The following is a 17,225-nucleotide window of genomic DNA, read 5'->3' as shown; positions in this document are numbered from 1 at the left end:
AGGCCGCAGAGCAAGCCTGACGTGCGTTCACGGTGCTGCCTGCTGCAGGCGCCCGCCAACCCGGACCATGCTGATCGTCTTGGCTTGCCCGTCACGGTCATCAGTTTCTACGAAAACGCCGCTTAGCGTCGCTTCGCCATTGGCCGGGGTGAACCGCGCCTTGGGCATCCCCGTGATGAAGCGGCGCATCGGCTCCTGCTTGTCCATACCGATTACCGAGTCATAGTCGCCGCACATGCCCGCATCGGTCAGGTAAGCAGTGCCGCCGGGCAGGATCTGGGCATCGGCAGTCGGGACATGGGTATGGGTTCCTACGACTAGGGTGGCGCGTCCGTCGCAGTAGTGGCCCATGGCCATCTTCTCCGAAGTCGCCTCGCAATGCATGTCCACGATGATGGCCTGCGCCTGACCGCCCCGCGGGTGGGACTTCAGGATCGGTTCCACCGCCGAGAACGGATCGTCGAACGGCCGTTTCATGAACACCTGTCCCAGCACCTGAACCACCAACACCTTACGTCCGCCCGGCGCCGTGAACAGTCGATGTCCGCGACCGGGAGCACCCTTGGCGAAATTCACAGGGCGCACGATCCGGGGTTCGCGTTCGATGAATTGCAGCATGTCTTTCTGGTCGAAAGCGTGGTCGCCCAACGTCAGACAATCTGCGCCCGACTCCAGCAGCAGCTTGGCATGATCGCCGGTCAACCCCATGCCGTTCGAAGCATTCTCGCCATTGACCACCACGAAATCCAGCCGCCACTCGTCGCGCAGACGGGGCAGATGCTGTTGAACGGCGGCGCGGCCCGCGCGCCCCATCACGTCACCCAGGAACAAGATTCTCATATCGCGGTCCTAGGCCTTGCAAACGGCAATAACAAGGCGGAACGATGCAATTCGCGGGCCGCATGCGGGTTGAATTCCGGTGGAAACCTGCAATTCTGGCGCAACCGGTTTTTTCACTCGGAGATTTCGATGAAACGCATAGTCCTGACCGCAACTGTCTCTCTCGCTATATCGGGCAGCTTTGCTCACGCGACGACCAAGACCACAATGGCAAATCCGGCCGCGACCTTCTGCATCGAAAACGGCGGCGAATATCAAATCCGCAAAAACACCGATGGATCGGAATACGGCGTGTGCATCCTTGAGGATGGAACCGAGGTTGATGCCTGGAACTATCTGCGGAGCCACTTTGAGAACTGACGCCTAAAACGTCAGGACCCTGGTCTCGGTAACGATCATGTCCAGAGGCTGGTCCGTCGGTTCCAGCGGCAAGGCTTCGGCCTCTTGCGCGTCGAAGGCGAAACCGATGGCCAATGTGGGACGTTTGGCGCGCAGCCCTTCAAGCGTGCGGTCATAAAACCCGCCCCCATAGCCCAATCGCCCGCCTTGCGGATCGAATGCCACAAGGGGCACGATCAGGATTTCAGGGTCAAAATAGTCGTCCGTCTCGGGCACCTTGGCGCCAAATGGACCATCTTTCAGCGGCCCTTCGGGTGTCCAGCGCGAAAACCGCAGAGGCCGTCCGGCGCCTTGGATGACCGGAACACCCACGGGACCATAGGCTGCGGCCTCGGCCATCGCGGGCAGAGGGTCGATTTCGGTGCGGATCGGCATGTAGCCAGTCAGCGGAACCCCACGAAATCCGGCCAGCACCTCGGACAGGCGGCCCGCGGCGGCCGGCGGCCCCGCGTCAAAGGCCGCTTTGCGTCGGGCAAAGGCAGCCTTGCGCGCTGCAGCCTTGATTTCGGTCAGATCGGTCACAGCAGCACCACGCTTGCAAGCCCTAGAAAGATGAAGAACCCCATCACATCCGTCGTCGTCGTAACGAAGGTTCCCGAGGCCAATGCCGGGTCTACACCCAGGCGATCCAGCACCACCGGTACTACCGTACCCGCGAACCCGGCGATGATCATGTTCACGACCAAGGCGGAACCGATCACGACACCCAGCAGCGGGGATTCAAACCACATCATCCCCACCGTCCCCAGAACGATGGCGAAACACAGCCCATTCAACATGCCCACCAGCAATTCTCGGCGGATGACTCGCGCCACGTTCGAGCCCGTCAGGTCGCGGGTCGCCAACGCCCGTACGGCAACGGTCAGCGACTGTGTTCCGGCGTTGCCACCCATCGAGGCAACGATGGGCATCAGAATTGCCAGCGCCACGATCTGCTCGATTGCCGCCTCGAACTGTGAAATCACCAGCGAGGCACAAATGGCGGTGCACAGGTTGACCGTCAGCCAGGGCAAACGACGACGACTGGTTGCTGCAACACTGTCTGAAATCGAGCTGTCATCACTGACACCTGCCAGTCGCAGCATGTCTTCCTCGATTTCTTCATCCAGAACGGCCATTGCGTCGTCAATCGTGATGACCCCGACCAGCCGTTTGTCACTGTCCACCACCGGCGCGGAAATCAGGTGGTATTGGTTGAAAGCATAGGCAACGTCTTCTTCATCCTGATCGACCGGGATGATGTGGAACTCGTCCTCAGCGATGTCCAGCAACTTGGTATCGCGCCGTGCGGCCATCAACTTGCCCAACATGACCTGCGCCACCGGCTTCAGCCGCGGATCGACCAGCACAACGTGATAAAACTGCTCGGGCAGATCGTCCTGCGAGCGCATGTAGTCGATCGCCTGCCCCACCGTCCAATGATCGGGAGCCATGACAACCTCGCGCTGCATCAGTCGGCCCGCCGAGTTCTCGGGATAGGCCAGCGCCTGCAGGGCCGCGATCCGCTCCGAGGCCTCAAGGGCCTCCAGCACCGCTTCCTGCTGCGGCTCCTCCAGATCCTCCAGAAGGTCCACGACATCGTCGCTTTCCATCTCGCGGACCGCTTCGGCCAGAACGTCGGGTCGCAGAACTCCAATGACCTCTTCGCGGACGGATTCGTCCAGTTCAGACAGAATGTCCCCGTCGAATTCTCGGTCATACAGGCGGATCAGCCGCGCCCGGTCGTAGGGGTTGATCTGTTCCAGAAGGTCGGCAATATCGGCCGCGTGCAGCGGCTCCATCAGCTCGATCAGCTTCTCGCGATCCTCGACATCGACGGCGTAAAGGATTGCGGCCACCGTTCGCCGGTCCAGCGCATAGACGTCGTCATCGCGGGAGGGGTCGGTTCTGTTGTCTTCGGTGCCGGTCGTCATGCGCTGCCCCTTGTTCTGGGAATTGGCCCCTAAATAGAAGAAGCTGCTACCGGAAAACAATGACAATGGTGCGATTTACCCGCATCTTTCACATGCCTATGCTGCAAGCCGGATTCACCAAGGCGGAGATCACGGCGGATGGCGCAAAAGACGCTTCTGACAGGGCGCGTACTGAGTTTCGAACACTCCCCCTTCGAAACGCAACCGGATCAGGCGGTCCGGCTGCACGAAGCCGTTCTGATCGAGGGCGGGAAAATCCGGGAGTTGGGAAGTACCGTTGACCTGCAAACCGCGCACCCCGAGGCCGCCATTCATCACCATGGCGAAAACCTGATCCTGGCTGGTTTTGTCGACCCCCATGTCCACTATCCCCAGACGGCGATGATCGCGAGTTGGGGCAAACGGCTGATTGATTGGCTGAACACCTACACTTTTCCCGAAGAGATGAAGTTCGGTGATGCAGACTACGCTGCCGAGATTTCGAACCGGTATCTTGACCTGACCGCCGCACACGGCACCACGACCATGTGCAGTTTCTGCACCATTCATCCTGAAAGCGTCGATGCCTTTTTCACGGCCGCCCAGCAGCGCGGTCAGCGTGTCGTGGCCGGCAAGACCTGCATGGACCGCAACGCGCCCGAAGGTCTTCGGGACACGGCCCAAACAGCCTATGACCGGTCCAAGGCTCTGATCGAAAAATGGCAAGGTGTCGACCGGATAGCCTATGCGATCACGCCGCGGTTTTCCCCGACCTCGACCCCCGAACAGCTTGAGGCGATGGGCGCGCTGTGGGCAGAACACCCGGACTGTCTCATGCAGACGCATCTCAGCGAGCAGACGGACGAAATCGAATGGGTTCGGTCGCTGTTCCCCGAGGCGCGTGACTACTTGGACACCTATGAAAAGTTCGGACTGCTCGGCGCGAATGGCCTCTATGGCCACGTGATCCATCTGGAACCAAGCGAGCGAGACCGTCTGCGTGAGGTCGATGCCTCGCTGATCCATTGCCCCACCTCGAATACGTTCATCGGTTCGGGTTTGTTTGATATGCACGGGCTGATGCGGGATGGCCATCGTATCGGCCTGGCAACCGACACCGGCGGCGGGTCCAGCTTTTCCATGTTGCGGACCATGGCGGCCGCCTATGAAATCGGCCAATTGCGCGGACATCCGCTGCACCCGGCGCAACTGCTGTGGCTGGGCACCGCAGGATCGGCCCGGTCGCTGCGGATGGACGACCGCATCGGCAATATCGCCCCCGGAATGGAGGCGGACCTAATCGTGCTCGACCTCGCCTCGACCCCCGCGATTGCCCAGCGAGAGGCCAATGCCGAGTCCCTTTGGGAGGCGGTGTTCCCGACAATCATGATGGGCGACGACCGCGCCATCGCCGATGTGTGGATTGGCGGACGGCGCGTTTCGACCTGAAGGCAGATCAGCCCTGCAAGGCGAGAGCCAACCTGTTCTGCCGTTCGATCGCGCGCGGCAGATCGAATGTGGCAATGTTGCCGTCCCGGACGACCTGTCGCCCCTCGACAAACAGATGTTTGACGTGCACCGGACCTGCCAGCAGCAGGGCGGCCGGGTCCCAACTGCCCGCGCATTCCACACCCCTTGTGTCCCAAATAGCGATATCGGCACGTTTGCCCGGCATCAGGCGGCCGCAGTCCGGCCGGTTCAGCACGTCCGCCCCACCCCGCGTCGCAATTTCCAGAGCTTCGCGCGCCGACATGGCATCGGCACCGTTCGCCACGCGTTGCAGAAGCATCGCCTGCCGCGCCTCGGCCATCAGGTTGCCGCTGTCGTTGCTTGCGGAACCGTCAACGCCCCAGCCAACCCTGACCCCGTTGTCACGCATCGCGCGCACCGGCGCGATCCCCGAGCCCAGACGGCAATTCGAGCAGGGACAGTGCGCAACCCCGGTGCGTGACCGAGAGAACAGGTCGATCTCTGCCCCGTCCAGCTTCACGCAATGGGCGTGCCAGACATCGGGGCCGGTCCAGCCAAGTTCCTCGGCATACTGGCCGGGTCGACAGCCGAACTGGGATTCTGAATACAGTATATCCTCGTCGTTTTCCGCCAGATGGGTGTGCAGCATGACCCCCTTGTCCCGTGCCAGCAGTGCGGCGTCGCGCATCAGATCCCGACTGACCGAGAAGGGCGAACAGGGCGCAAGTCCAACCCTGCACATTGAGCCTTCGGACGGGTCATGGAACGCATCGACCACACGGATCATGTCATTCAGGATGTCGGCCTCGGCCTCGACCAACGTATCGGGCGGCAGACCGCCGTCGCTTTCGCCGATGCTCATCGCGCCGCGGGTCGGATGGAACCGCAGCCCCACCTCCGCAGCGGCCGCGATCGTGTCATCCAAGCGTGACCCATTCGGATACAGGTACAGATGGTCGGAACTGAGTGTACAGCCCGACAAGGCCAACTCGGCCAGACCGATCTGAGCCGAAGTGAACATCTCGTCGGGACCGAACCGCGCCCAAATCGGATACAGCGCCTGCAGCCAGCCAAACAGCAGCGCATCCTGGCCCGCGGGAACAGCTCGGGTCAGTGTCTGGTAGAGATGGTGGTGGGTATTGACCAATCCCGGCGTCACGACACAGCCGCCGAGGTCATGCACCTCTCCGTCGGTCGTCAAACCTTGGCCGATGCGGGCAATCTGACCGTCACGGATCAGCAAATCGGCGCCGGCCAGTTCTTGCCGGCTGTCGTTCATGGTCAGGATCGCATCGGCGTTTCTAAGAAGGATTTCGGGCATCTCGCACTCCTGCATCTGCCCGCCTCATGCCAGAAATGCGTGTGCCGGTGGAAAACGGGCGCAAGAACCGGCGCTCTGACCCTAGTCAATCGCGGCCGCAGCGGCAACCGTCGTCAGAAGTCGCGCAGAATCTCGAGGGCCGCGGCGTGGATCTCAGGGTTCGCAGCCGCCAGTGCCCGCCCCCCCTGATGGGCAGGCCCGCCCTGCCAGTCGGTCACGACGCCGCCGGCGGCCTTGATCACCGCTATCGGTGCCTGAATGTCATACGCGTTCAGTCCAGCCTCGATCACTAGGTCGACCTGCCCGGCCGCCAGCAGCGCGTATGCGTAGCAGTCCATGCCGTAGCGCGTCAGTTGCACCTGTCCGGCCACGGCGCGAAAGGCGTCGCCTTCGGCGGTCGTGCCAACTTCGGGGAATGTCGTGAACAGGATTGCGTCCCGCAAGGCGTCCGTCCGACGGGTCGCCAAGCTCGTTCTGCCCAGAGGACCGGTCATGAACGCACCGTCTGCATGACCCACAAACCTTTCGCCGATATAGGGTTGGTCAATCACCCCCATGATCGGCCCGCTATCGTCGCCTAGCGCGATCAGAACGCCCCATGTCGGTGTGCCGCTGACGAAACCGCGGGTGCCGTCGATCGGGTCCAACACCCATGTTCGACCCGATTTACCTTCGACCGCACCGTACTCCTCACCCAAAATTCCGTCGTCAGGGCGTAGCTCGGCCAGAACGGATCGCATGGCCTGCTCGGCGGCGCGATCAGCCACGGTCACCGGGTCATACCCGCCTTGCAGCTTGTTTGAGGTTTCAAGATTCGACTGGCGAAAATAAGGCAAAATGGCCGCACGCGCCGCGTCGGCCATTTTCTCGGCAACTTCAAGGTCACTTGCAGAGGCTTTGGTCATGCGCCACTGGTGCGCTCAGCCCTGTGCGAAGTCAAGCCCCGGTCTCAGGCCACGTCGCTGAGAACGCGCGCAAGCTCAAACAGGCGCCGGCGCTGGTTTTCCGGGATCGCGTAGTAGGACCGAACCAGATCCAACGCTTCCTTGTCGCCCATCAGATCAGCAGGAACCGATTTTTTGCCCGAGTCTTCCTTCTGGGCGTCCTCCAGACCTTCAAAGAAAAAGCTGACCGGAACGTCCAGAGCTTCGGCAATGTCCCACAGGCGTGATGCGCTGATGCGGTTGGCCCCGGTTTCGTATTTCTGGATCTGCTGGAACTTGATACCGACCTGCTGTGCCAGCTGCTGCTGCGTCATGCCAATCAACCAGCGGCGATGCCGTACGCGCTTGCCCACATGGACATCGACGTGATGGGTCATTGGTATTCTCCTCTGTTACACACAACCGCCCGGGAAAACGCTAACTGAACCATGACCGCACACTAGCGAGACGCTTGTAAAGAGCTCTCTAATACGGAACGTGCCCCCCGAAACAGCACTGACAAGCAATATTGCCGCTTTTTGGAAAATTTTCAAGATGGTTGAATCTGCGCGCCTGAAGGAAGGTTTACGGTTGTGCACGATTTGGCCTGTGCGACAAAGACACCCCGGCCATTCCCTTCCGGAATGATTGACAAGTCAGGGGCGGCCCCGATCAATGGCACCAACATGGAGACTTGAGATGCTGGCCTACCAGATCCAGTCTGCCGGAGAGCAGGCCAAATTGCACGAGTTACCCGTTCCCGCACCCGCCGAAGGCCAGATCCGCGTGGCCATTCGCGCCTGCGGGCTGAACTTTGCCGATCTTCTGATGCAGAAGGGCACGTACCAGGATACGCCAGCGGCCCCTTTCACATTGGGGCTTGAGGTTGCGGGGGTCGTAGACGCGGTCGGCGCAGGGGTCAGCCATCTGAAGCCCGGAGACCGGGTCGCGGTATACTCAGGCCAGGGCGGATTGGCGCAATACGGGGTTTTTGACGCCGACCGTGCCGTGCTCATCCCCCAGTCGTGCAGCTTTGAAGACGCGGCAGCCATCCAGATCGCCTACGGCACCAGCCATATGGCGCTGGACCATCGGGCGCGACTGCAGCCGGGCGAGACTCTGTTGGTAACCGGTGCCGCCGGCGGGGTCGGGCTGACGGCAGTCGAGATCGGCAAGCTTATGGGCGCGACGGTGATCGCACAGGCCCGTGGCGCCGATAAACTGGCGGTCGCCCGCGCGGCCGGGGCCGATCACCTGATCGACGCGGACGAAGATCTGCGCGAGCGCGTGCTGGCATTGGGTGGCGCAGACGTTGTCTATGACGCCATCGGTGGCGACGTGTTCAAGGCTGCCTTCCGGGCGACCAATCCCGAAGGCCGCCTGCTGCCGATAGGTTTTGCCGGCGGCGAAGTCCCGCAGATACCGGCCAATCATTTGCTGGTGAAGAACCTGACCGTGATCGGGTTCTACATCGGTGGCTATCTGAGGTTCCGGCCCGAGGTCGTTCGCAACAGCTTTGAGACCCTCTTTGCCTGGCATGCCGAGGGACGCATCCGGCCCCATATCAGCCACAGCCTGCCGCTGTCCGAAGTGGCGCAGGGCATGGCTCTGCTGAAGGAACGAAAGTCGACCGGGAAAGTCGTCATCACGATCTGACCGGATCAGCCCACCACGGCGCGCAGTGGTGTACCACCAAGCATGTGGAAGTTCTGCCGCACCAGCGCAGCGAGGGCCTCCACCACTTCGCCGCGCCCCTGATCGCCTCCGTAAAGGTTGATCATATGCGCCGGCAATTCGGGCAGAACCCCACCTGAATCGATCTTCTCCAGATGTGCCGCCTCGGTGCCCTCCAGCATGGCGTGGACGGCGAGGTCCGCGCTGACGGTAGCCTCGATCGTGCGGTCGTTCTCGGTTTCGACCGACAGCTCCCATGGAATGCCTGCTGCATCCAAGGCGGCGATGACCTGAGGCCGGAAGAGGCAACGCCGACCCAGCGCCAAAGGAAGCGGCCGCCGCCGCCAAGCCGAGCCTCCTGATGCGCCGATCCAGCGCAGGGGCAGCTCTGCAATGGTTTCACCGCCATCCGAATTTGCAGCCTCGGTCGTCAGGATCACGTCACATTCACCACGCCGAAACATCTCTTTCAATTGGATTGAATAGGACGAAACCAACTGCACCCGCACGCGCGGGAAGTCAGCATTGAACCGCTGCAGAACCCGTGGAATGGCCGGGTAGACGATATCGTGCGGCACCCCAAGCACCACCTCGCCCTCAAAGGCCTGATCGGTCAGCTTCGAGATGACCTCGTCGTTCAACGCCACCATTCGCCGGGCATAAGCCAACAGCTGTTCGCCAGAGGCCGTCAACGCGATGGTGCGCCCAGACCGGTCCAGCAATTCCAGGCCCAACAGCTCTTCCAGTCGTTTCAGCTGCATGGACACAGCCGACTGTGTCAGATGCAGGAAACCGGCGGCGCGCGTCACGCCCCCGTGGTCCGCGACCGCCACGAATGAGCGCAGGGTGGTGATGTCCAGGTTCCGCATCATCAACAATCCTTATGGATCAATTCAAAAACATTCATTTTCAAAATATGCCACAACCCGCCATATAGTTCAAGGAAGTTGATGCAAAAACGGCTTTACATCACCGACCGATGAAAGGACATAAGTCATGACCCAAATTGCAGCACACCGACCCTGTGCCTCGGCATCGATCAGAACGGGCAATTGGTTTCAGCGTATGCTTGCGGCCGCTCATCAACGGCGGGAGCTGGCTCGGCTGGATGACCGCGCCCTGCAAGACATCGGGATCACCCGATCAGAGGCCCTGACAGAAGCATCCCGCCCGTTCTGGGACGCGCCCGAAACCTGGCGCAAGCGGCCCTGAATGCGCAACCTGGAACGGATTTCAGCGCCACCTTCCAAAGCGGCGCTGAAATTGTTGACCATATTGCTGAGTTTTGGCCCCAAAACCCTTGAAACATGCGCTACACTCTCCGATATTTGCAGGGAAATCGCCCCGCAACCGGGGGCTGAAAGCTGAATCCAAGGGAGACCTCTATGGCACAATTCGATACGATCCGGACGGCGACTGGCGCGCGCGCTGCCGAGATTGACGAGGGCCTGCGCGCCCACATGAACAAGGTCTACGGCACGATGTCCGTGGGCATGCTGATCACCTTTGCGGTTGCATGGGCCGTCGGCACCAGCCCGCAGCTGCTGTCGGTATTCCGCGATCCGGTGACCCTCAGCCCGAACATTCTGGGCTGGATCGTCATGTTCGCCCCGCTGATCATGGTGTTTGCCTTCGGCGCGGCCATCAACCGCCTCAGCGCAGCTGGCGCCCAATTGTTCTTCTACGCCTTTGCGGCGGTGATGGGCCTGTCGCTCAGCTGGATCTTCGTGGCCTTTACCGGCATTTCGATCGCCCAGGTCTTTCTGGTGACCTCGATCGCCTTCGCCGGTCTGTCGCTGTACGGTTACGTCACCAAGAAGGACCTGTCCGGTATGGGCACCTTCCTGATGATGGGTGTGATCGGCCTGATTGTGGCCATGGTCATCAACCTGTTCCTGCAATCGCCAGCCATCATGTTCGCCGTGTCGATCCTGGGCGTTCTGATTTTTGCGGGCCTCACCGCCTATGACACCCAGAAGATCAAGACCACCTACATCCAGATGGCCCATGCGGGCGATCAGGAGTGGCTGGGCAAGGCCGCCATCATGGGTGCGCTTAACCTGTACCTGGACTTCATCAACATGTTCATGTTCCTGCTGCAGCTGCTCGGCAATCGCGAGTAAGACTGCCGGAACACCAAATCAAAGGGCGGGCCCGAATGGCCCGCCCTTTTTTTGTTCAGGTGCAAGTAAAGCCAGCCCAAAGAAAAAGGCCCCAGCCAAATGGCAAGGGCCTTACATCATTGTAATCGCAACGGATCCGATCAGCTGCAGTTCAGCGGAACCGCGAAACCCGAGCTGCGCGACGACCCGCCCTTGCGGTATACGTCGCCGGCAGGCAGACAGCCGGTAAAGCGCTCGGTCTGGCTGCCGAACGCGGCCCCAACCGAGTTGTCCACCTTGGTGCTGTTGTTTTCGGTGCGCAACACGCCGAACAGGGTTCCGTTCACGCTCACCGTGCTCAGGAACATGGTGCTGCTGCTGCCGGTCAACTGTACGGCCGTGGTGTCGGACCGTCCGCCATTGTCGATGGCAACGCCCGCGACCTTGTCGAATTCTGTCTTGTCAGTGCTGGCCTGAATGGTCGGCAATTCAGCCAACTCAGCTGGGACGTTCGTCGCAGGCGGAACAAAGGCAACGGCGCCTTTGACGTCCGAAACGGTTCTTGGTTCGCCATCAATGCCGGTGAACCCGACGCCTTGGCGGTTGAACGGGTCCTCACAGGCCGAAAGTGTCAGAATGGCGATTGCGGGCAACAAGATTTTTTTCATGGCGCTCAACATTTTGTGGCGGTTTGCTGAACCGTACTGGCAGGCGGGGCAAAAAAGCAAGCCAACACCAATCAGAATACCTGTCGGCCTGATGCGCCTCTGCAACGGCCCGAAACGGCCGGATCGGGCGGCGTCAGGGCTACACGACACGGTCAAAACAACGAAAAAGGGTCCTGCCGAAGCAGAACCCCCTAAGCTTTCGCGTCGAAAAAAGGCAGATTACTTGATCTTGCCTTCCTTGTACTCGACATGCTTCCGAACGACCGGGTCGTACTTACGAACGGTCATTTTCTCGGTCATGGTGCGAGCGTTCTTTTTGGTCACGTAGAAGTGGCCCGTGCCCGCGGTCGAGTTCAGACGGATCTTGATTGTCGTCGGCTTCGCCATGGTTATCTCCTGCGTCCGGAAAGGCAGGGGCCTTTCGGTTGAATTCCTATGAGCGTGCGCTTTTACCCGGTCGCGCGCCCGAGTCAACCGGAATCGGCGGTGTTTCAACACAAATCACAGTATCCGACACACAGTGGATCAGCGCCCGGTTTGGACAGATCACGGTTTCGTGATATGATCGCGTCACAGCATCCCAGAACGCCGCGGTCCAAGGTTGTGCGGCGTGAGGCAGCGAAACCGGGCAAGACCCTCTGTCAGCAGAGTTTTCTTGTACGTCTGCTTGGGGGAAATCATGACAGAATGGAAACTTCAGGGCGAGACTCTGGCCAATTGCAACTGTGATTTCGGTTGCCCCTGCCAGTTCAGCAGCCTGCCCAGTCACGGGAATTGCGAGGCCGTGGTCGTCTTTGACATCACAAGCGGCCACTACGGGGACACGGATCTTTCCGGCCTGCGGGCTGCGGGTGTCTACCACTGGCCAGGCCCGATTCACGAGGGCAACGGGCAGATGCAACTAATCATCGACGAACGGGCGGATGCCGATCAGCGGGCCGCCCTGCAGGCCATCATGTCCGGTGAGGACACCGATGAAATGGCCACCATGTGGTATGTCTACAGCGCCATGGCGCCGACCAAGCATGAGACACTGTTTGCTGAAATTGACGTGAACTGGAGCCGCGAAGACCGGACCGGCTACGCGAAGGTCAAGAACGTGTTCGATGTGGACGTCAAGCCGATCGCACATATCGTCTCGGGCCAACCGCATCGCGCGTCGATCCAGTTGCCGCATGGATTCGAATACCGCCACGCCGAGGTCGCCTCGGGAACGGCCAGGACAAGCGGTTCAGCCATAGACCTGACCTTCGAGTCCTCACATGCCCATCTGGCGCATTTAAATATCTCAGGTCATGGCGTTGTCGGGCCATAGTGCAGACGCGTCGGAACAGGCCCGCCCTGCCCGAACGATCAGCCTCGAGCGAGTACTGCGAAAAGAACGTCTGATCGTCGCTGGAAGTGTCCTTCTGATCGTTTCGGGTGCGGTCTGGTACACGGTCGCCGGTGTCGGGATGCAGATGTCGGCCGTCGAGATGACTCGGATGGCCGGTCCAATTGGCCAGCCCATGCCGATGGGGGCCGGTGCCGTCTGGACGCTTTGGTACGCCGCATTGGTCTTTGCCATGTGGTGGGTGATGATGGTCGCAATGATGACGCCCAGCGCGGCCCCGACTGCCCTATTGTTTGTGGCGTTGAAACGGGTTGGACCCGACAGGCAGCGCAGCGCCAGCTTCGGATTGGCCTTTCTGTCGGGGTATCTTTTTGCCTGGGCCGTGTTCAGCCTTGGGGCAACCGGACTGCAATGGGGCCTGCAACAGATCGGAGCGATGGATGGCCCGATGATGACCATCCGGTCCGGAATCTTGGCGGGCATCGTTCTCTGTGCTGCCGGGATGTATCAGTTCAGCGGGTTGAAATCCGCGTGCCTCCGCCATTGTCAGAGCCCGGCTGCCTTTCTGACCCGCCACAACCGGCCCGGGCATTGGGGTGCGTTTCGATGCGGCGCCCTGCACGGAGCCTACTGCTTGGGCTGCTGCTGGGCCTTGATGGCACTGCTGTTCGTCGGCGGCATCATGAACATTTGGTGGATCGTCGCAATCGCCGTCTATGTCGCGCTGGAAAAGCTGTTGCCCTGGGCGGGATGGCTGACGCCGGTCGTCGGTGTCGTTTTGATCGGATTGGGAGCCTGGGTGTCGATCACCGCATTGGTTTGATGCGGCAAGCCTGTCTTCCGGGCCAAGGAGCCGGCCAATTGGAGCGCTCTGCACATTTCATTCACGAGGAGATCGTCATGCCTGTCTTCATCACCTATGCCTCTTATTCCAACGCCGGTGTCAAAGGGATGCTGAAGAAACCGGAAAACCGCACCGGGCCGGTGGCGGCGCTGCTGGAGAAGGTTGGCGGCAAACTGCTGGCGTTCTACGTGACGACCGGAAGCAATGACGTGGTGGTCATCAGCGAAGCTCCGGACGGAACGGATGCCGTGGCCGTTGGTATGGCCGTTGCGGCTTCGGGGGCGGTTTCGCGGGTCGAGACGGTTCGGGCCTGGTCGGCCGACGAATTTGTTGCCATCACCGAGAAAGCCGCGAAACTGGTCGCGGCCTACACGCCGCCCGGAGGATGAAGAAGATACGCGCGGAGGGCCTGTAAGCCGGATCCTGTTCCGGGGTTGCCCCCTTCGATGACCATTCCTCTAGGCCGAGCATTGCTGCGCGGCTCGAGCTGCCAACCCGGTCCCTCTCGGCCAAGGCGAGCCTAGCGGCGGTATCGGCTGACGCCGACCGGCCCGCGCGGGGACCCTATTCGGCATTGCTCCCGGTGGGGCTTGCCGTGCCGCCGCTGTTGCCAGCGGCGCGGTGGGCTCTTACTCCACCGTTTCACCCTTGCCATGATGTGCCAGAGGCGAACCTCCGATCCGTCATGGCGGTCTGTTTTCTGTGGCGCTTTCCGTCGGGTTTCCCCGCCCGGGCGTTACCCGGCACCGTTGCCTTGTGGAGTCCGGACTTTCCTCTCGGGCCTGAGCCCCAGCGGCCATCCGGCCCTCCGCGCGGTTGCCGGGTTAAACGTCCACCCGAATACCGTCAAGGTGTTCCATCAAGGCAGCCAGTCGTTCGATGTCGCCCATATCCTTCTTGGACAGGGGCCCGCGCCGCCACGGGGCAAACCGGCTTCGGAACGCTTTCAGCAGATCCGCGGCAGGGGCTTTGGGGTACCCGGCCCTCTTGGCAACCAATGCAAAGTATTGGTCGTCTGGCGGCAATTCATCAAGGCATATACCCTTCAGAACGGCCGGCCCCGCTGCCATTTTTTGTTGCGCGAGACGATCCCAATCAAACTTGGGACCGGGATCAAGCTTTCGCTCGGGGGCCATGTCCGAATGGGCGATAACGTTCCAGGGCTTGATCCCCAACCGCTCTTGCAAATGTGAAAGCAGGTTTTCCAATACCGCCATCTGCGGTTCGGAGAAAGGATGATCGCCGCGATTGTCGAGTTCGATCCCGATGGAGCGGGAATTGATGTCGCTGAACCCCCGCCACGCACCTGCACCGGCGTGCCAGGCGCGATCTTCCTCACGGACCATCTGCCAGAGCGTTCCGTCGCAGCCGATCAGATAGTGGGCCGATACCTCGGAGTCCGGGTCGCACAAACGCTCCAGCGCGGCTTGAGCGCTGTTCATCGCGGTGTAGTGAAGCACCACCAGCGACGGCTTCAACCCATCCCGGCGGGGGCCGAAATTGGGGGATGGGTGCCAGATCGGCGAGAGTTCAGTTGCCGACGGCACTGCGGAACGGGCTGGGGTCCCAGCCGCAGGCAAATCCGTCGCCATCCGGGTCCAGGCCCTTGCGGTCGCGCTGGGGGCCACCATTGGCCAGGAAATCGATCTGGGCCTGGTCGGGCGATGCGTAGCCTGCGCAGTTGCGTTGTGCCTTGGCCTGCAAATTGAACCCGGCTCGGCTGTAGAGCTGTGTGCCAACTGGATTGGTCGTAGTCAGAGCATATTGGACGATATTGGGCTGTCCGTCCGACCCGCGCTGAGGAACCGCCGTCGGCGCGACAACCTCGTATGTCTGACGGTTCTGCTGAATCAGCGCGGCATCATCCTGGATGCTGCGGCTGCTTGAAACCGCTGCGAAATCCTGCTCGTTCGAAATGCCGTTTGAGCTTACAGCCACCGGTGCAGTCGGCTGAGCCGATGTGCTCGCCAATGCCGCCGCGGTCTGGTTGGCAATGTCCGTGGCGCTGTCGCCCGTCGTGAAGGGGGCAGGACCGGCTTCGGCATTCAACTGCTCCTGCGAAATGGCCGGGGGCGGCAGCAGCGGGTTGCCTGCTGCGCCCTGCCCAGCCAACTGCGCCTCGCGTTCGGCCTGATACTGCGGCGTGTTGAAGCCGGAGTCCGTAACTGGCGCCACGGTATCGCAAGCCGCGACGAACCCGAAGGCCGGAATGAGAAGCATTTTGCGCATGGAACTGCTCCGTCCTCGCGTTGTTACCGCTGCTGAGGGTTACCACCATTTGCCCGGCTTGGCCACAAACCCGGCGGCATTCTCAAGCGCGTAGGCGGTATTCAGAAGGTCACCTTCTTCCCACGGACGACCGATCAGCTGCAGCCCCAGCGGCAAGCCCTGCCCGTCAAGACCGGCGGGAACCGAGATACCCGGAAGACCCGCGAGGTTGACGGTCACGGTGAACACGTCGTTCAGATACATCTGCACCGGGTCAGCCTCGGTCATTTCGCCCAGACCGAACGCCGCCGAAGGTGTCGCCGGTGTCAGGATCGCATCGACGCCTGCGGCAAAGACATCCTCGAAGTCTTTCTTGATCAGGGTCCGCACCTTGCGCGCGCGGTTGTAATAGGCGTCATAGAAACCGGCCGACAGAACGTAGGTGCCGACCATGACGCGGCGCTGCACCTCGTGGCCAAAGCCTTCGGCGCGGGTCTTTTCATACATCTCGGTGATGCCGTCGCCCTGCGCCAGCTGCGCACGGTGGCCGTAGCGCACGCCGTCATAGCGCGCCAGGTTCGACGACGCCTCGGCCGGTGCGATTACATAGTAGGCCGGAAGCGCGTATTTGGTGTGCGGCAGCGAGATGTCGACAATCTCGGCCCCTGCGGCCTTGAGCATCTCGGCCCCATCGGCCCAGAGCTTTTCGATCTCGGCGGGCACACCATCCATCCGGTATTCCTTTGGAATGCCGATTTTCTTGCCCTTGATGTCTCCGGTCAGCATAGCCTCAAAGTTCGGAACAGCCAGTTCTGCGCTGGTCGAGTCTTTCGGGTCGTGCCCACACATCGCCTCAAGCATGATGGCCGCGTCGCGCACGTTCTTGGTCATCGGCCCGGCCTGATCCAGCGAGGACGCAAAGGCCACGATGCCCCAGCGCGAGCAGCGGCCGTAGGTCGGCTTGATGCCGGTGATGCCGGTGAAGGCGGCGGGCTGCCGGATCGAGCCACCGGTGTCGGTTCCGGTCGCTGCCAGGCACAGATCGGCTGCGACGGCAGACGCCGAACCACCCGAGGAACCGCCCGGGGTCAGCTGCGCGTCATCATTGCCGCGCCGCCAAGGGTTTACCGCATTGCCGTAGACCGAGGTTTCGTTGGACGAACCCATGGCGAACTCGTCCATGTTCAGCTTGCCCAGCATCACCGCGCCCGCATCGGCCAGTTGCTGCGAGACCGTGGATTCGTATTCGGGCTTGAACCCGTCCAAAATCTTGGACGCAGCCTGCGAGGGCACGCCCTTGGTGCAGAACAGATCCTTGATGCCGATCGGCAGGCCACACATGGCAGGCGCGTCGCCCGCCTTGATGCGCTCGTCTGCGGCCTTGGCGCGCTCCAGCGCGATTTCCGGGGTCTTGTGCACGAAAGCATTCAAGACATCGGCTGCGTCGATCGCCTTCAGGCAGGCCTCGGTCAGCTCGACCGAGGTCACATCTCCGTTGCGCAGGGCGTCGCGGGCCTCGGCAAGGCTCAGTTTGTTCAGATCGGACATGTC

At 61.4% G+C, this 17,225-nt stretch carries 20 protein-coding genes and 1 other RNA gene; 8 read left to right on the top strand and 13 right to left on the bottom strand.

Annotation, left to right across the window (positions count from 1 at the left end):
- Positions 1 to 27 precede the first annotated feature (27 nt).
- Entirely contained in the window at positions 28 to 840 is an 813-nt protein-coding gene (locus ACR0JC_RS09310; RefSeq protein WP_170340774.1) for a TIGR00282 family metallophosphoesterase, read from the bottom strand.
- A 129-nt stretch (positions 841 to 969) separates the two neighbouring features.
- On the opposite strand from ACR0JC_RS09310, the gene ACR0JC_RS09305 reads away from it, so the two are divergent.
- Positions 970 to 1,200 carry a putative hemolysin gene (locus ACR0JC_RS09305; RefSeq protein WP_170340771.1) on the top strand — a complete coding sequence of 77 codons (231 nt, stop codon included), beginning with the start codon at positions 970 to 972 and terminating at the stop codon, positions 1,198 to 1,200.
- Positions 1,201 to 1,203: 3 nt separating this feature from the next.
- Here ACR0JC_RS09305 and ACR0JC_RS09300 read toward each other — a convergent pair whose 3' ends face one another.
- Both ACR0JC_RS09300 and mgtE read right to left on the bottom strand, forming a co-directional pair.
- Entirely contained in the window at positions 1,204 to 1,761 is a 558-nt protein-coding gene (locus ACR0JC_RS09300) for a 5-formyltetrahydrofolate cyclo-ligase (protein WP_170340768.1), read from the bottom strand.
- Positions 1,758 to 3,152, bottom strand: a complete 1,395-nt coding sequence (mgtE, locus tag ACR0JC_RS09295) for a magnesium transporter (RefSeq protein WP_170340164.1) — start codon at positions 3,150 to 3,152, stop codon at positions 1,758 to 1,760. The genes ACR0JC_RS09300 and mgtE overlap by 4 nt, the downstream gene beginning before the upstream one ends.
- Positions 3,153 to 3,290: 138 nt before the next feature.
- On the opposite strand from mgtE, the gene guaD reads away from it, so the two are divergent.
- Positions 3,291 to 4,580 carry a guanine deaminase gene (gene guaD / locus ACR0JC_RS09290; RefSeq protein ID WP_170340765.1) on the top strand — a complete coding sequence of 430 codons (1,290 nt, stop codon included), beginning with the start codon at positions 3,291 to 3,293 and terminating at the stop codon, positions 4,578 to 4,580.
- Positions 4,581 to 4,587: 7 nt separating this feature from the next.
- Here guaD and ACR0JC_RS09285 read toward each other — a convergent pair whose 3' ends face one another.
- The 3 genes from ACR0JC_RS09285 to ACR0JC_RS09275 all read right to left on the bottom strand — a co-directional run bounded on the left by ACR0JC_RS09285 (position 4,588) and on the right by ACR0JC_RS09275 (position 7,243).
- Complete coding sequence (locus ACR0JC_RS09285) at positions 4,588 to 5,922, bottom strand: 8-oxoguanine deaminase (RefSeq protein WP_170340763.1); 1,335 nt, start codon at positions 5,920 to 5,922, stop codon at positions 4,588 to 4,590.
- Positions 5,923 to 6,035: 113 nt separating this feature from the next.
- Positions 6,036 to 6,827, bottom strand: a complete 792-nt coding sequence (gene hisN, locus ACR0JC_RS09280) for a histidinol-phosphatase (RefSeq protein ID WP_170340760.1) — start codon at positions 6,825 to 6,827, stop codon at positions 6,036 to 6,038.
- A 44-nt stretch (positions 6,828 to 6,871) separates the two neighbouring features.
- Positions 6,872 to 7,243, bottom strand: coding sequence for a helix-turn-helix domain-containing protein (locus ACR0JC_RS09275; RefSeq protein ID WP_093964756.1), 372 nt, complete (start codon positions 7,241 to 7,243; stop codon positions 6,872 to 6,874).
- Between the two features lie 301 nt (positions 7,244 to 7,544).
- Here ACR0JC_RS09275 and ACR0JC_RS09270 point away from each other — a divergent pair, with 301 nt between their 5' ends.
- Entirely contained in the window at positions 7,545 to 8,501 is a 957-nt protein-coding gene (locus ACR0JC_RS09270) for an NADPH:quinone oxidoreductase family protein (RefSeq protein ID WP_170341088.1), read from the top strand.
- Positions 8,502 to 8,506: 5 nt separating this feature from the next.
- Here the strand turns inward: ACR0JC_RS09270 and ACR0JC_RS09265 are convergent, their stop codons facing one another.
- The gene (locus tag ACR0JC_RS09265) at positions 8,507 to 9,388 is read right to left on the bottom strand and encodes a LysR family transcriptional regulator (protein WP_093965049.1); all 882 of its coding nucleotides are present in this window, start codon (positions 9,386 to 9,388) and stop codon (positions 8,507 to 8,509) included.
- A 127-nt stretch (positions 9,389 to 9,515) separates the two neighbouring features.
- Here ACR0JC_RS09265 and ACR0JC_RS09260 point away from each other — a divergent pair, with 127 nt between their 5' ends.
- Both ACR0JC_RS09260 and ACR0JC_RS09255 read left to right on the top strand, forming a co-directional pair.
- Positions 9,516 to 9,731 (top strand): DUF1127 domain-containing protein, encoded by a 216-nt coding sequence (locus ACR0JC_RS09260; protein WP_170340757.1) that lies wholly within the window; start codon positions 9,516 to 9,518, stop codon positions 9,729 to 9,731.
- Between the two features lie 173 nt (positions 9,732 to 9,904).
- On the top strand, positions 9,905 to 10,642 hold the full coding sequence (locus tag ACR0JC_RS09255) for a Bax inhibitor-1/YccA family protein (RefSeq protein WP_170340154.1): 738 nt from the start codon (positions 9,905 to 9,907) through the stop codon (positions 10,640 to 10,642).
- Positions 10,643 to 10,782: 140 nt separating this feature from the next.
- On the opposite strand, the gene ACR0JC_RS09250 is transcribed toward ACR0JC_RS09255, so the two are convergent.
- Complete coding sequence (locus tag ACR0JC_RS09250; protein WP_170340151.1) at positions 10,783 to 11,289, bottom strand: lipoprotein; 507 nt, start codon at positions 11,287 to 11,289, stop codon at positions 10,783 to 10,785.
- A 219-nt stretch (positions 11,290 to 11,508) separates the two neighbouring features.
- Entirely contained in the window at positions 11,509 to 11,676 is a 168-nt protein-coding gene (gene rpmG, locus ACR0JC_RS09245) for a 50S ribosomal protein L33 (protein ID WP_007799108.1), read from the bottom strand.
- 292 nt (positions 11,677 to 11,968) lie between these two features.
- Between rpmG and ACR0JC_RS09240 the strand changes: the two genes are divergently transcribed.
- The 3 genes from ACR0JC_RS09240 to ACR0JC_RS09230 all read left to right on the top strand — a co-directional run bounded on the left by ACR0JC_RS09240 (position 11,969) and on the right by ACR0JC_RS09230 (position 13,855).
- The gene (locus ACR0JC_RS09240) at positions 11,969 to 12,604 is read left to right on the top strand and encodes a DUF1326 domain-containing protein (RefSeq protein WP_149774645.1); all 636 of its coding nucleotides are present in this window, start codon (positions 11,969 to 11,971) and stop codon (positions 12,602 to 12,604) included.
- The gene (locus ACR0JC_RS09235; RefSeq protein ID WP_170340754.1) at positions 12,585 to 13,445 is read left to right on the top strand and encodes a DUF2182 domain-containing protein; all 861 of its coding nucleotides are present in this window, start codon (positions 12,585 to 12,587) and stop codon (positions 13,443 to 13,445) included. The genes ACR0JC_RS09240 and ACR0JC_RS09235 overlap by 20 nt, the downstream gene beginning before the upstream one ends.
- Before the next feature lie 77 nt (positions 13,446 to 13,522).
- A complete protein-coding gene (locus ACR0JC_RS09230; protein WP_170340147.1) occupies positions 13,523 to 13,855 on the top strand; it encodes a GYD domain-containing protein in 333 nt (110 codons plus the stop codon).
- 7 nt (positions 13,856 to 13,862) lie between these two features.
- Here the strand turns inward: ACR0JC_RS09230 and rnpB are convergent.
- From rnpB to gatA, 4 genes are all read right to left on the bottom strand, one after another.
- Positions 13,863 to 14,278: RNase P RNA component class A (gene rnpB, locus ACR0JC_RS09225), an RNA gene on the bottom strand.
- A gap of 12 nt (positions 14,279 to 14,290) precedes the next feature.
- The gene (locus tag ACR0JC_RS09220) at positions 14,291 to 15,058 is read right to left on the bottom strand and encodes an N-acetylmuramoyl-L-alanine amidase (protein ID WP_170340752.1); all 768 of its coding nucleotides are present in this window, start codon (positions 15,056 to 15,058) and stop codon (positions 14,291 to 14,293) included.
- Positions 14,997 to 15,695: a hypothetical protein gene (locus ACR0JC_RS09215; RefSeq protein ID WP_093964748.1), complete on the bottom strand. Its 699-nt coding sequence runs from the start codon at positions 15,693 to 15,695 to the stop codon at positions 14,997 to 14,999. Before ACR0JC_RS09215 ends, ACR0JC_RS09220 begins: the two co-directional genes overlap by 62 nt.
- A gap of 39 nt (positions 15,696 to 15,734) precedes the next feature.
- Positions 15,735 to 17,222: an Asp-tRNA(Asn)/Glu-tRNA(Gln) amidotransferase subunit GatA gene (gene gatA, locus ACR0JC_RS09210; RefSeq protein ID WP_170340750.1), complete on the bottom strand. Its 1,488-nt coding sequence runs from the start codon at positions 17,220 to 17,222 to the stop codon at positions 15,735 to 15,737.
- Positions 17,223 to 17,225: the final 3 nt, after the last annotated feature.

The sequence above is a fragment of the Ruegeria sp. CH5 genome, assembly GCF_056537025.1.
Note: the sequence above shows the minus strand (reverse complement) of the source record. Positions and strands in the feature narration are given on the sequence as shown.